The following is a 12,302-nucleotide window of genomic DNA, read 5'->3' as shown; positions in this document are numbered from 1 at the left end:
AGCCTGTCGAGACCGGGGCTATCGCCTCGCATCTCGACGGGCTCGATGATCGGCGGCAAGCTCGATGCGCGGATGACTACCAGCGGTAGTGAGCGAACGCGCGGTTCGACTCGGCCATCTTGTGAGTGTCCTCACGGCGCTTCACAGCGGCGCCGAGGCCGTTGGACGCGTCGAGGATCTCGTTGGTGAGACGCTCGGTCATCGTGTTCTCGCGACGGGCCTTCGCGTAGCTGGTCAGCCAGCGCAGCGCGAGCGTGTTCGCGCGGTGCGGCTTCACCTCGACGGGCACCTGGTAAGTGCTGCCGCCGACGCGACGCGAACGGACCTCGAGGGTGGGGCGCACGTTGTCGAGCGCCTTCTTGAGGACCGTCACGGCATCCTGGCCGGACTTCTCGGCGACGGTCTCGAGGGCACCGTAGACGATGCGCTCGGCGAGACCCTTCTTGCCGTCGAGCAGGATCTTGTTGACGAGCTGGCTGACGACGGGCGAACCGTAGACCGGATCGGCGACGACGGGGCGCTTGGGAGCGGGACCTTTACGGGGCATTACTTCACCTTCTTCGCGCCGTAGCGGCTGCGGGCCTGCTGACGATCCTTGACCGCCTGCGTGTCGAGCGCGCCGCGCACGATCTTGTAGCGGACACCGGGCAGATCCTTCACACGACCGCCGCGCACGAGCACCATCGAGTGCTCCTGCAGGTTGTGGCCCTCACCGGGGATGTAGGCCGTGACCTCGGTACCGTTCGAGAGCTTCACACGTGCGACCTTGCGCATCGCCGAGTTCGGCTTCTTCGGGGTGGTGGTGTACACACGGGTGCACACGCCGCGCTGCTGGGGGTTCGCCTTCAGGGCGGGAGCCTTGGTCTTGGAGACCTTCGGCGTCCGGCCCTTGCGAACCAGCTGCTGAATAGTAGGCACTGATTCTCCTAGTTGTTCCTGCACGGTGACAGGAATGCTTCGATGGGCAAGCATGTACGACCGCTTGCGCGGGCGCTGAGCTGCTGCGCCCTCCGCCTGGACGGCCGAGGGAGCCGAGTGCAGCTATGCCGTGGGGGTGTCAGCTCGGTGAGCGAGGGACCCTGATGCGCACCCCCGCCTCGAACCGTGCGGGCACGGTTCAATGCAGTGGAGCACACCGAGAAACTACACTACGCGCTGGCGCGGTGTTCTGCAAGGGATGGGGATCCCTCGCCACCGTCGGATCAGCCGCCCGCGAGGAGGAAGGCGCGCAGCGCGGCCACGACGACATCGGGCGCCTCGGCGTGCACCCAGTGGCCCGCGCCGCGGACGGTCGTCCGCCTCGTGCGCGGGAAGAGCCGCCGCATGGCCGATTCGTCGGCGTCCGTGACGTAGTCCGATCGCTCGCCGTCGATCCACAGCACGGGTCCGGGGAAGGTGCGATCCCCCTGATCGGGGAAATCCATGATCGTGTCGAGCTCGGAGCGGAGCAGGCCCAGGTTCGGCTCCCAGCGGAAGCCGTCGCCCTCGCGCTTGAGGTTCTGCAGCAGGAATCCTCGCACCGTGCCGTTCGGGATCGGGCCGCGCAGCGCCTCGGCGGCGTCGGTGCGCTTCTCGAGGGATCCGAGGTCGAGCGCCGCGAGCGCTCCCAGCAGATGCCGGAAGTCGGTCCCCGAGGAGGTGCGCGCGACCGGAGCGATGTCGACGACCACCAGGCGGCGCACGAGGTCGGGGTGCCGCAGCGCCAGGATCATCGCGACCTTGCCGCCCATGGAGTGCCCGACCACGTCGACCGGCCCCTCCGCGGCGAAGCCCGCGCGGAGGTGGGCGGCGACGAGATCGGCCATCTCCGCGTAGTCGAAGCTCTCGGTCCATCCCGACTGCCCGTGATTCGGGAGGTCGACGAGCAGGCTCTGCAGCTCGGGCCGCAGCCCGGATGCGATCGTCGTGAAGTTCTTGCCCCGGCCGAAGAGGCCGTGCAGGAACACGACGCGGTGCCCGGAGTCGTCTCCGACGACGGCCGAGTGGATGGGGCGCGAGATCTGAGCGTTCACGCCTCCACGCTACCCGCCCGCCGAAGATCCTTCTCGCACCGCGGCCGGAGGGGATCCCTCGCGAAGCGGCCGGGACCCCTGACGAGCCACGCCGACAGGGATCGCCGACGGACCGGACCGGTCACTCGCAGGAGAAGGCCCACATCACGCCGAAGCGGTCGTAGGCCTGGCCGTACCAGCCGCCCCAGGGCGCCTGCTCGAACGGCATGCCGATCTCGCCGCCGCCCGCGAGCAGCTTGTCGATGTAGCCGCGCGCCTCATCCGGGGTGTCGGTGGTGTAGAGCAGCGAATAGGCACTGCCGCGCACGTTGTAGTCGTTGCCGTCCTCCATGGCATCGCCGCCCGCGATGACGCCCGCCGGCGTGGTGAGCGTCGCATGGGCTACCGCGTTCGGGTCGGGCTCGAAGGGCATGCCCTCCATGGGCGGAGCATCGCCGTAGCGCATGATCTGCAGCTCCCCGCCGAACACCTCGTGCCAGTGCTCCATCGCTTCGGCCGTCGTGCCCGGGAGTGCGATGTAGGTCGCGAGTGAGTGGGCCATGATGGGCTCCCTTCGTCTTCTTCGTCCTCGTCGTCCTCGTCGTCTTCGTCGGTTTCGAGGCGCGGGACTCCCCCAGTATGCTCCCGCGGTCTCCGCCGCGGAACCCCCTCCCGGATTCGGCTCCGCGGTGCTCGGCTCGGAACGTCAACCGGCTTCCTCGAGCCGACGCTTGAGCCAGAGATTGCGCTGCGAGATCAACCGCTCCATGTACCGGGTGAGCACGACCCGCTCGGCGACTCGGCCGAGAACCCCGAGCGGTGCACGGAACTCGATCCTGTCGATCATGAGCGTCCCACCGCCCTCCTCTACGAAGCGGTGCTCATGCCACCAGCGCGCGAATGGGCCGCGCGTCTGCTCGTCGACGAAGCGCAGCGGGTGCTCGTACGCACTGATCCGGGAGGTCATGCGGAACGGGATCCCGAAGTGGCGGGCGAGCCAGGTCACCGACTCGCCCGGACCGATCTCCCCGGAGGTCACACCGGCGACGGCGCGCTCGCCCGAGGCCCGCATCGAGTCGGAGTGGGCATCGATGGAGAGGCTCAGCGCGAAGCACCGCTCGACAGGAGCGGCGATACGGGTCTCGAGGCGCAGGGTCGGCATGGCTCCATTCTCGCCCGCGCGGCGGAACGATCGCGCCGCTTCCCAACCGCGATCGGTCAGCACGATGTGCTGCACGCCGTCTCCGCGGGCTTCGACGGGCTCACGCCGCCGGGATACCCGCCGAGTCCAGCCCCGTATAGCCGGACCGCCCCTCCCAGGAGCCGTGCTCGGACAGCGGCCGGAACCGCAGGGTGGTGAACTCGCGGTGGAAGTCCCGGCGATCCCGCTCTCGCATCGCTTCGACGTGGCGCCGGCCCGCACCCGAGCCGTCCGCGTCGTCCCCGGCAGGAGCGCCTTGGCCGAAGACCATGCCGGTCATGGCGCGGGCGCTCGTCCACACCGAGAAGGTCGAGACCGATCGCGGAGGTCGCATCGCGGCGAGCGCGAGCGTCGTCTCGGGGTGATCCCTCACCTGCCGCTCGACCGGGCGACCCCAGCGGATGAAGCGCGGAACCTCGGGCAGACGCATGCGGGCGAGCGTGACGGCGACGACCGGCTCGTCGGGGCGGGTGCGCCCCGCGGCCTCGGGCAGATGGGCGAACTCGGCCACGGATCCCCATCGCCGCAGGAACTCGAGCCGCACGTGCCACCCCGCCTCGAGGCGCCTGCCGAGCGGGTGCTCGCGCAGGAACGACTCGAGGGCCGCCTCGTCCTCCCACTCTGCGAAGGCGGCCAGACGGTGCAGCTGCATCCGCTGCGGCGAGAGCACCGGCGAGCCCAGACGCATGCCCGCGAGCACTTCGACGCCCCGCAGCCCGGGAGCCTCAGGGGTTCTGAGGAGCGCGCCGACCGCCCGGAGGCGCGGCACGCGCGCCAGGTGGAAGGAGTGGATGCTCATGCGGCTCCTCGTCTGCTCGATGCCTGCGATGCTGCTTCAAACGTAGTGCGGACGGGCTCGGCCGCCGATGCCCGGCGATTATGGTCGATTCGTCCGGCCCCGCACTCAGACCAGCAGATCCGACACCCGCCCCTCGTCGACGGCCCATCGCCGGTCCAGCCGCACGTTCTCGAGCATCCGCCGGTCGTGGGTGACGAGCAGCAGGGTGCCGTCGTACGCCTCGAGCGCCTCCTCGAGCTGCTCGATCGCCTCGAGATCGAGGTGATTCGTCGGCTCGTCGAGCACGAGCACGTTGACCCCGCGGGCCTGCAGCAACGCGAGGCCGGCCCGCGTGCGCTCGCCAGGCGAGAGCGCGTCGAGCGGCCGCAGCACACGGTCGGCCCGGAGCCCGAACTTGGCGAGGAGGGTGCGCACCTCGGCGGTGGTGTACTCGGGGACGAGGCCTTCGAACGCCTCCGCGAGCGGCGCAGCGCCGGTGAAGAGCGAGCGCGCCTGGTCGATCCGGCCGATCGCGACGGAACTGCCGAGACTCGCAGCACCGGCGTCGGGGGCGCGACCCCCGAGCAGTATGCCCAGGAGCGTCGACTTCCCCGCGCCGTTCGGCCCCGTGATCCCGATCCGCTCGCCCGCCTCGACCTGCAGCGACACCGGCCCGAGGGTGAAGTCGCCCTGGTGCACGACGGCCTCGTTCAGAGTCGCCACGACCGAGCTGGAGCGAGGCGCAGCGCCGATCGTGAACTCCAGCCGCCACTCCTTGCGCGGCTCCTCGACCTCGTCGAGCCGGGCGATCCGACTCTCCATCTGCCGCACCTTCTGCGCCTGCTTCTCGCTCGACTCCATCGACGCCCGGCGCTTGATCTTGTCACTGTCGGGCGACTTGCGCATCGCGTTGCGCACGCCCTTGCTCGACCACTCCCGTTGGGTGCGGGCGCGCCCGACGAGGTCGGCCTTCTTCGCGGCGAACTCCTCGTAGTCGTCGCGGGCCTGGCGCCGCAGCGTCGCGCGCTCCTCGAGGTACGCCTCGTACCCGCCGCCGTACACGCGGTTCGGGTTCTGAGCGAGATCCAGCTCGAGCACGCGGGTGACCGAACGCGCCAGGAACTCGCGGTCGTGGCTCACGAGCACCACCCCGCCGCGCAGGCCCCGCACGAACGATTCGAGCCGCGCGAGCCCGTCGAGGTCGAGATCGTTGGTCGGCTCGTCGAGCAGCACGACATCGAAGCGGGAGCAGAGCAGGGCGGCGAGGCCGACCCGCGCCTTCTGACCGCCCGAGAGAGCGGTCATGAGCGCATCCTCCTCCACCGCGAGCCCGAGCCCGGCGAGCACCGCGGGCAGCCGCTCCTCGAGGTCGGCCGCCCCCGATGCGAGCCAGCGGTCGAGCGCGATCGAGTATTCGTCGGCGGGGTCCGGGACGCCCAGAACCCTCGTCGCGTCCATCTCGGCGAAGGCCGCCGCAGCGGTATCGAGCCGGGCCGTCGCCTCCGCGACGCCAGTGCGTCGCGCGACGTACGCGCCAACGGTCTCTCCCTCGACGGGCGTGTGCTCCTGCGGCAGCCAGCCGACGAAGGCGTCAGCCGGAGCGAGGGCGACGGAGCCGGCCTGGGGCTCGAGCACGCCCGCGAGGATCCGCAGCAGCGTCGACTTGCCGGCACCGTTCGCCCCGACGACACCGACCACGTCACCGGGAGCGACCGTGAGATCGAGGCCGTCGAAGAGTGTGCGGTGGGCGTACCCTCCGGCGAGGCCGTGGGCCACGAGCGTTGCAGTCACTCCTCAACTGTAGACGGGTGCGGGGTCGACGAAAGCGCGCCCGGAACCAGCCCCGGATAATGGTCGCATGAGCCTCTCGCCGAAGCGCACGAAGATGCCGCTCGTCCTCGATGCGCTCGCGCTGTCCGAGCATGATCCGCAAGTAGGCTCCCTGATCGATGCGCTCGGCGGGGTGACCTTCGAGGTCGCCGAGCGGCTGATCGGCGTTCCGGCGATCCGATCCAGGCGTCTGCGCTTCGCCTCGGGAGGAGAACTCTTCTTCCATGACGACGCGCTCGTCGCCGTGATCCTGCACCTCGTGCCGACCGCGTTCTCCCCTCGCGGACTCGATCTGTCGGAGTGGATCCCCCGGGTCGACAACCGCTCGGATCTCGACGACTTCAAGGCGGTCTTCGGCCGGCAGTGGGGCTTCGCCTCCGGCGGGATGCGCTACTTCACGGTGCTCGACGGATACGTTCGCCTCACCGTCCGCGAGCAGGAGCTTCTCAGCGTGGTCCTCTCCGCCGAGGATCCGAAGCTGGTCTGCCCGCCGGAGGACGAGGACTGCGAGACCTGCGGCGAGATCCCCGTCCGTCTCCCCGACGGAAGCCTCGACGTCGACGCCTCCATCGAGGCGCTCCATGCGGGCGTCTCCGAACGCCTCCTGAGGGAGGAGTCCTCGTGGGTGCCGCTCGCCGACCTGCGACCGCTGCACGCCGCGGGGCTGGTGGCGTGGGCGGAGAGTCAGGCCGTCTGCCGCTCGTGCGGCCGGGTGCTCTGCCTGCACCTGCCCCGCAGCGGGACGCCGACCCTCGTGTACCTCCCCTACGACGCCGCCATGCGGCGCCCGCTCGGCCCCATCCCGCCCGTCGCGCTCTGGGGCGACGCGGAACGGGTCGCGGCGGACGAGGCCGGCATGCACTACGTCGGCCACGAGCCGGGTCGCTGGTTCCTGGTGGAGCAGCGGGGCGAGCTGTACCTCGATTCCAGGTACTCGGCGGGCGCCTACATCGACAGTTCCGCACTGGTGCGCCTCGACGAGGCCGAGCTTGCGGACTACCGGGCCGACGGACATGACGCCCTGACCGGTCTCGCCCGGCGCATAGAGGGGACCGCGCCTTGGACCGACGAGTCGCCGTACCGCTCTCGGGACCTGTACCGCGGTGACGGCGGCTCGGAGTACCGCGCCGCGGTCTCGGCCGCGATCCGCGACCACACGTGGATCGCCGAGCAACGCCGCCCGGGGTGAGCGCGGGTGGCACGGACTCGCAGTCGCCGCCCGCGATCGGGGTCACTCGTGGGGTGTGTCGCGGCCGAAATCGAGCCGACACGCCCCACGAGTGACCCCGATCATGCGCGCCGACCGCGGCGCGGTTCAGCCTGCTGCGTCTGGCGGCCACGACCACGACGCATCGGCAGCGGCCTGCTCCCGCACCATCCGTCTGGCTCGCGACGCCTCGCGCTTCGTGCTCGGCTCCGGTGGCCAGCGCCAGACCCACTCCTTCGGCAGCACGTGCAGCGAGAGGGTCTCGAGGGACCGCACGGGATCCGCGGCGCGCACGAGCACCACGGCGAGTTTGCCGATCCCCCACCAGATGAGGCAGGGCGGATTGAGCAGGATCGGACCCGCGTCGGCCAGTCTGCGGCCGTACCCGGCCTCGAGATCCAGCGGCGACTCCGCGTGGAAGAAGTCGCCACCGTAGAAGTGGATGCCGTAGTTCTGCAGGTGCACCGCGGCCTCGTTCAGCGCTTCGGCCCGACCCGGCTCGACACCACCGATCAGCGGTGCGACCGCGAGCGGGAAGATCGCGTGCCTGCCTCGATCGACGACCGGGAACCCCAGCTCCGCCCAGACCGGTTCCAGCCACTGCGGAAGCCGCTCGAGCGCCGCCAGGATCGCAGTCCCGTCGGCGATCCGCTCGCCCCCCGCACCGGTGTCGTCGTGCACGGTGTCACTCTACCGTCCGCGACCTCGCGATGTGGCTGCGCGCGTGGGCCGCGGCGGTGTCGAGGTCGTCGAAGAGGTGGTTCTGGTGCCGGAGCGAGGAGATCACGCCGACGCGCTCGGCCAGGCCCACGTGATCGGGGCGGATCCCCTTGATCAGCACCGTGATGCCGCGACGTTCGAGCGCGCCGATGAGCTCCGTGATGACCTGCGCGCCGGTCGCGTCGAGCAGCTGCAGCTGCGACATGCGGAGGATCACGACCTCGACCCCGCCCGCGCTCGACACGCGCTCGAGCGCTCGCTCGGCGGCTCCGAAGAACAGGGCGCCCTCGAGTCGGAACACCGCGATCCGCTCGTCGCCGGCGCGGGCGGTGCCCGGCAGCTCCTCGCGGTGCACCCCGCTGGTGCGGGCGAGCTGCCGCAGCGCGAAGAACCCCGCGACGAGCAGACCGATGACGACCGCGTAGATGAGGTCGACGCTCACCGTGACGACAGCGGTCAGGAGGAAGACGATCGCGTCGGATCGCGACGCCCCGAGGATCGTGCGCACCGTGCGCAGCGCGATCATGCGGCACGCGGTCACCATGAGCACGCCCGCGAGCGCGGCCAGCGGGATGCGGGAGACGACGGCGGATCCCACGACCACCACGACGAGCAGCAGCAGGCCGTGCGTGATCGCCGCGACGCGGGTGCGGGCGCCCGAGCGGACGTTGACCGCGGTGCGCGCGATGGCCCCGGTGGCCGGCATGCCGCCGAAGAGGCCGGACGCGATCGAGGCGAGCCCCTGCCCGACGAGCTCGCGGTCGGCGTCGTAGGGGCCGGTGTCGGCGATCGTCGAGGCGACCCGCGCCGAGAGCAGCGACTCGATCGCGGCGAGCGCCGCCACGGCGACGGCCGGTCCGGCCAGGGTCGCAACGGCCGCGGGATCGAGCGCGGGCAGCACGGGCGTCGGCAGGCCCGCCGGGAGCACCCCGATCACGTCCACGCGGATCCCGAGCAGCGCCACGAGCAGGGACGCGACCGCGATGGCGGCGAGCGAGCCGGGAAAGCGGGGGTGGATCCGCATCGAGGCCAGCATCACGAGCACCACGACGGCGACGAGCGCCAGCGACCATCCCGCTTTCGGCCACGACGCCGACAGCACCGAGTGCACCGCGGCGACGGCGGCGTTCGTGCTGTCGCCGGGGTCTCCCCCGGTGGCGGTCGGCACCTGCTGCAGGAAGATGATCACCGCGATCCCGAGGGTGAAGCCCTCGATCACGGGCCACGGGATGTACGACACGGTGCGCCCGAGGCGGAGGGCTCCCGCAGCGAGCACGATGAGACCCGACAGCAGACACACGAGCGCGAGCGCCCCGGTGCCGTGCGCGGCGATGATCGGCGCGAGTACCACGACCATCGCGCCTGTGGGGCCCGAGACCTGCACGGGCGACCCGCCGAAGACCGCTGCCACGACGCCCGCGACGATCGCGGTGACGAGCCCGCTCTCGGCGCCCGCCCCGGAGCTGACGCCGAAGGCGAGCGCCAGCGGCAGCGCCACGATGCCGACCGTGAGGCCCGCGAGCAGGTCCGGTCGCCAGGATCTGCGCGCCTCGCGGTAGTCGGCCGCGGACGGCAGCAGCGAGCGGACGGCGGAGAAACCCCGGGAGATCGCGCTCACCGCGCGGCTCTCGCGGGGAGGTTCGCCGGCTCGCCCGCGCCGGGGTCACGGGCATGGTCGGAGGCGCGGGTCGATCCGGGAATCTCGGGAAGCCCGCTCTGCTGCCCGATCCGCCGCTCCGTCTCGGCGAGCACCTCGCCGAGCAGCGAGCGCGCGACGCGGAGCAGCTCGGCGACCTGGGGATGGGCCAGGCGGTAGTAGACAAGGCTGCCGCGGCGCTCCGAGTCGACGAGTCGGTTGCGCCGGAGCACCGCCAGATGCTGCGAGACGTGCGAGGCCTCGAGCTCCGTCTCGGCGAGCAGTTCGGAGACCGACGCCTCCGGGGCCGCGGCGAGCACCTCGAGGATGCGGATGCGGATCGGGTGGGCCAGGCCCTTGAAGAGGCCCGCCTTGATCTCGTAGAGCGGGCGATTCGGATCGCTGAGCACGTTCCCTCCCTTCGACGGCCTCGGCACAGTACCGGCCGATATGATGAATTCATCATATCGGAATATAATGGGGGCATGTCTGACTCCCTCCCCCTCTGCCCCGAGTGCTCCAGCGAACACGCCTACGAGATGGGCGCCCTGCTCGTGTGCCCCATGTGCGGCCACGAGTGGTCGCCGGAGAACGCCGGCGACCAGGCCGACTCCGCCGACGCCGAGCGGGTGGTGAAGGACGCCGTGGGCAACGTCCTCGCCGACGGCGACACGGTGGTCGTCACGACCACGATCAAGGTGAAGGGATCCCCCGCAGGCATCAAGGCCGGCACCAAGGTGCGCGGCATCCGCCTCATCGCGCCCGTGAACGGTCACGACATCGACTGCAAGGTGCCCGGCATCGGCGCGATGCTGCTCAAGTCGAGCCTGGTGAAGAAGGCGTAGGGGCCGCCGCCGCACGCGCGACGCGTTCGGCGTGCAGCGCCACGACGTCGGCCCACGACCAGCGGAGATCGATCCCGTACACCGGCTCCCAGTCGCGGGCTCGGCGCTTCGACGCCCCGCGAGGCATCGCGGTCACCCAGCTCACCGGTACGACATGCAGCGCGAGGGACATCGTGCCCGCGAGTTCGTCGCCGGCCCAGGCGAGCACCAGCCCTTCGGACTCGGAGTACCTCCAGATGTCGGCGCGGTGCACGCCTGCCTCCTGCAGCGCCGCGAGGTAGGAGCCGACGCTGTCGAGCCCCTCGCTCTCGAGCTCGTCGAGCACCCGCCACGGGCCCGACCAGTACATGCCGGCAGATTGGAGGCTCGAGGCGAACACGGCGATCTGCCCGGGATCGGCGTGGGGGTTGTAGACGGCCGGATCGCCGAGCCACGCGAGCGGCACTATCCTCGCCCGGCTCCTTCCACGGCCGCGCACGAGCACCGGAATCTCCGGCGTCGCCCAGCCGTCTCGCTCCGCATCGACCACCGCCCCGGGCAGCCCGTCGGCGCTCTGCAGGGTCCGGCGCGCCTCCTGCGGCAGGATCGCGCCCGCCGTCAGAGCGGTCGGTGCGAAGGCCGCGATATCCACGTCAGCGCCCCCGCCGTCTGGTCGCCGTGCGTCGTCGCCCGTCACTGCGCTCATCAGCTCCAGTGCTCGAGCTCGGCGTCGATGCTCGGATCGGTGCGGATCCACAGCTCCCCGGCCGCTGCCCCGAAGGGCGGGTCGACGCGTTCGAGCCCCAGCTCCTCGGCCAGCTCGAGCGCGCGGCGCCGGGCCTCGACGTGGTCCTCGAGGTCGCTGCCCTCGAAGAGGATGTAGTGGACGCCCCACTGATCGTTGTAGCCGGAGTCGGCCCAGATGCGGCAGAAGGCTTCGATCGCGGCGGGATCCGCGGGCGCCGGGATAGGGGCGGGCCCTGCGGCCTCGAGCCCACGGGCGATCTCCTCCGAGCTCCACCACCCCGCGACCTCGGAGAGCGCCTCCGCCGTGAACTCCTCCGGCATCAGCACGGTCTCGAGCAACTGCCCCTGCACGGAGTCCCCGGCGTAGAAGCCCTCCCGCTGCATCCGGTCGATCAGACCTTCGGGCAGTTCGCAGGGGCCCGAGAAGGTGAAGATCGCGTTGGCGAGCAACTGCGCCCCACCGTCGGGGTGGGGCACGCTCCGCACCGATCCCTCGCCCGCATCGGCGCGCACGACCCGCAGCAGGTCGTCGGGCACACCCGCGTAGAGTTCGGCCAGCGCCGCCCCGTCTCCGACCTCGCCGAGCGGGTTGCGGCGGTCGAAACCGACCACGATCCCGCGCCCCCGCGCGTCGAACCAGGCGAGCACGGTGTTCCCGTCCGCGTCGCCGAAGGCGTAGCGGGTGAATCCGCCGTCGGTGCGGGGTGCCGAACCGGCGATGCGGGTCAGTGCGTCGAATCTGCGGCGGAGCTCGCGCGGGTGCTTCCGACGCATCCCGGTCCACAGGAACTCGTGCCGCATGCGCGCGCGTTCGAAGGCAGCGACATCCGGCCACCAGGGGCCGAAGAACCGCAGCGCCGCGAACCCGCCTCGCGCGAAGTTCATGACGGCGGTGGTGTAGTCGCCGCGATTCGTCACGACCCGAAACTCCGTCCGTGTCTCGCCGTCGACGGTCGTGAAGCGGCTGATCCCGCCCTCGCCGTACAGCAGCCGGAGGCCCTCGCCGCTCTCCCGATCCTCGACGGTGACCGTGGGCCTGCCGTCAGCCCCGTGCTCCTCCAGGAAGGCGTTCAACGCTTCCCGCACCGAGGCCCCTCCCTCGGGAGTCAGGCTCAGCTCGTGCCCGGCGTCATCGCTCAGGATCAGTGCGCGCATCGGCGGCCTCCGTGTTCGGTTCGGGTGTCACGCGTTCGGACCGGTTCCGCATCTCACCCTACTCGGCGGTGGAAACGGAACGTCACGGCTGGCGGGCCGTTCGGCCGTGGGAGCGTATCGTTGGTGGGCGAAGCGGTCGCCCGACGATTCGCGTGCGAAGGCGCACCGCGTTGCTCGCGAACGTCCGCGAAGCAGCCTACGGCGGGTATTCCG

14 protein-coding genes are annotated in these 12,302 nt (G+C 71.1%); 2 read left to right on the top strand and 12 right to left on the bottom strand.

The window, feature by feature from the left end:
• Positions 1-76: 76 nt before the first annotated feature.
• From rpsG to J4H91_RS06060, 7 genes are all read right to left on the bottom strand, one after another.
• Positions 77-547, bottom strand: a complete 471-nt coding sequence (rpsG, locus tag J4H91_RS06090) for a 30S ribosomal protein S7 (protein WP_208045371.1) — start codon at positions 545-547, stop codon at positions 77-79.
• A complete protein-coding gene (gene rpsL / locus J4H91_RS06085) occupies positions 547-918 on the bottom strand; it encodes a 30S ribosomal protein S12 (RefSeq protein ID WP_046456180.1) in 372 nt (123 codons plus the stop codon). Before rpsL ends, rpsG begins: the two co-directional genes overlap by 1 nt.
• A gap of 284 nt (positions 919-1,202) precedes the next feature.
• Positions 1,203-2,012 (bottom strand): alpha/beta fold hydrolase, encoded by an 810-nt coding sequence (locus J4H91_RS06080; RefSeq protein ID WP_341783458.1) that lies wholly within the window; start codon positions 2,010-2,012, stop codon positions 1,203-1,205.
• A 121-nt stretch (positions 2,013-2,133) separates the two neighbouring features.
• On the bottom strand, positions 2,134-2,553 hold the full coding sequence (locus J4H91_RS06075) for a VOC family protein (protein WP_208045370.1): 420 nt from the start codon (positions 2,551-2,553) through the stop codon (positions 2,134-2,136).
• 144 nt (positions 2,554-2,697) lie between these two features.
• Positions 2,698-3,153: an SRPBCC family protein gene (locus J4H91_RS06070; RefSeq protein ID WP_208045369.1), complete on the bottom strand. Its 456-nt coding sequence runs from the start codon at positions 3,151-3,153 to the stop codon at positions 2,698-2,700.
• A gap of 100 nt (positions 3,154-3,253) precedes the next feature.
• Positions 3,254-3,991, bottom strand: coding sequence for a hypothetical protein (locus tag J4H91_RS06065; protein WP_208045368.1), 738 nt, complete (start codon positions 3,989-3,991; stop codon positions 3,254-3,256).
• Between the two features lie 105 nt (positions 3,992-4,096).
• Positions 4,097-5,761 (bottom strand): ATP-binding cassette domain-containing protein, encoded by a 1,665-nt coding sequence (locus tag J4H91_RS06060; RefSeq protein ID WP_208045367.1) that lies wholly within the window; start codon positions 5,759-5,761, stop codon positions 4,097-4,099.
• A gap of 67 nt (positions 5,762-5,828) precedes the next feature.
• On the opposite strand from J4H91_RS06060, the gene J4H91_RS06055 reads away from it, so the two are divergent.
• Entirely contained in the window at positions 5,829-6,989 is a 1,161-nt protein-coding gene (locus J4H91_RS06055; RefSeq protein WP_208045366.1) for a hypothetical protein, read from the top strand.
• A 126-nt stretch (positions 6,990-7,115) separates the two neighbouring features.
• On the opposite strand, the gene J4H91_RS06050 is transcribed toward J4H91_RS06055, so the two are convergent.
• From J4H91_RS06050 to J4H91_RS06040, 3 genes are read right to left on the bottom strand one after another with little or no spacing between them, the layout of a single operon-like run.
• The gene (locus J4H91_RS06050) at positions 7,116-7,688 is read right to left on the bottom strand and encodes a hypothetical protein (RefSeq protein WP_208045365.1); all 573 of its coding nucleotides are present in this window, start codon (positions 7,686-7,688) and stop codon (positions 7,116-7,118) included.
• A 4-nt stretch (positions 7,689-7,692) separates the two neighbouring features.
• Positions 7,693-9,345, bottom strand: coding sequence for a SulP family inorganic anion transporter (locus J4H91_RS06045; RefSeq protein ID WP_341783457.1), 1,653 nt, complete (start codon positions 9,343-9,345; stop codon positions 7,693-7,695).
• The gene (locus J4H91_RS06040; protein WP_208045364.1) at positions 9,342-9,773 is read right to left on the bottom strand and encodes a metalloregulator ArsR/SmtB family transcription factor; all 432 of its coding nucleotides are present in this window, start codon (positions 9,771-9,773) and stop codon (positions 9,342-9,344) included. Before J4H91_RS06040 ends, J4H91_RS06045 begins: the two co-directional genes overlap by 4 nt.
• A gap of 75 nt (positions 9,774-9,848) precedes the next feature.
• Here J4H91_RS06040 and J4H91_RS06035 point away from each other — a divergent pair, with 75 nt between their 5' ends.
• Positions 9,849-10,208 (top strand): zinc ribbon domain-containing protein YjdM, encoded by a 360-nt coding sequence (locus J4H91_RS06035; protein ID WP_208045363.1) that lies wholly within the window; start codon positions 9,849-9,851, stop codon positions 10,206-10,208.
• On the opposite strand, the gene J4H91_RS06030 is transcribed toward J4H91_RS06035, so the two are convergent.
• The gene (locus tag J4H91_RS06030; RefSeq protein WP_208045362.1) at positions 10,180-10,893 is read right to left on the bottom strand and encodes a hypothetical protein; all 714 of its coding nucleotides are present in this window, start codon (positions 10,891-10,893) and stop codon (positions 10,180-10,182) included. The two genes, J4H91_RS06035 and J4H91_RS06030, sit on opposite strands and share 29 nt — an antisense overlap.
• The gene (locus J4H91_RS06025; RefSeq protein ID WP_208045361.1) at positions 10,893-12,089 is read right to left on the bottom strand and encodes a DUF6357 family protein; all 1,197 of its coding nucleotides are present in this window, start codon (positions 12,087-12,089) and stop codon (positions 10,893-10,895) included. The genes J4H91_RS06030 and J4H91_RS06025 overlap by 1 nt, the downstream gene beginning before the upstream one ends.
• Positions 12,090-12,302: the final 213 nt, after the last annotated feature.

Source organism: Leucobacter ruminantium (assembly GCF_017565705.1).
Lineage (GTDB): Bacteria > Actinomycetota > Actinomycetes > Actinomycetales > Microbacteriaceae > Leucobacter > Leucobacter ruminantium.
Note: the sequence above shows the minus strand (reverse complement) of the source record. Positions and strands in the feature narration are given on the sequence as shown.

Coding starts and splice junctions, on each gene's coding strand:
- J4H91_RS06055 (WP_208045366.1), top strand. CDS start 5,829: ATGAGCCTCTCGCCGAAGCGCACGAAGATGCCGCTCGTCCTCGATGCG.
- J4H91_RS06030 (WP_208045362.1), bottom strand. CDS start 10,893: ATGAGCGCAGTGACGGGCGACGACGCACGGCGACCAGACGGCGGGGGC.
- J4H91_RS06065 (WP_208045368.1), bottom strand. CDS start 3,991: ATGAGCATCCACTCCTTCCACCTGGCGCGCGTGCCGCGCCTCCGGGCG.
- J4H91_RS06025 (WP_208045361.1), bottom strand. CDS start 12,089: ATGCGCGCACTGATCCTGAGCGATGACGCCGGGCACGAGCTGAGCCTG.
- rpsG (WP_208045371.1), bottom strand. CDS start 547: ATGCCCCGTAAAGGTCCCGCTCCCAAGCGCCCCGTCGTCGCCGATCCG.
- J4H91_RS06035 (WP_208045363.1), top strand. CDS start 9,849: ATGTCTGACTCCCTCCCCCTCTGCCCCGAGTGCTCCAGCGAACACGCC.
- J4H91_RS06075 (WP_208045370.1), bottom strand. CDS start 2,553: ATGGCCCACTCACTCGCGACCTACATCGCACTCCCGGGCACGACGGCC.
- J4H91_RS06070 (WP_208045369.1), bottom strand. CDS start 3,153: ATGCCGACCCTGCGCCTCGAGACCCGTATCGCCGCTCCTGTCGAGCGG.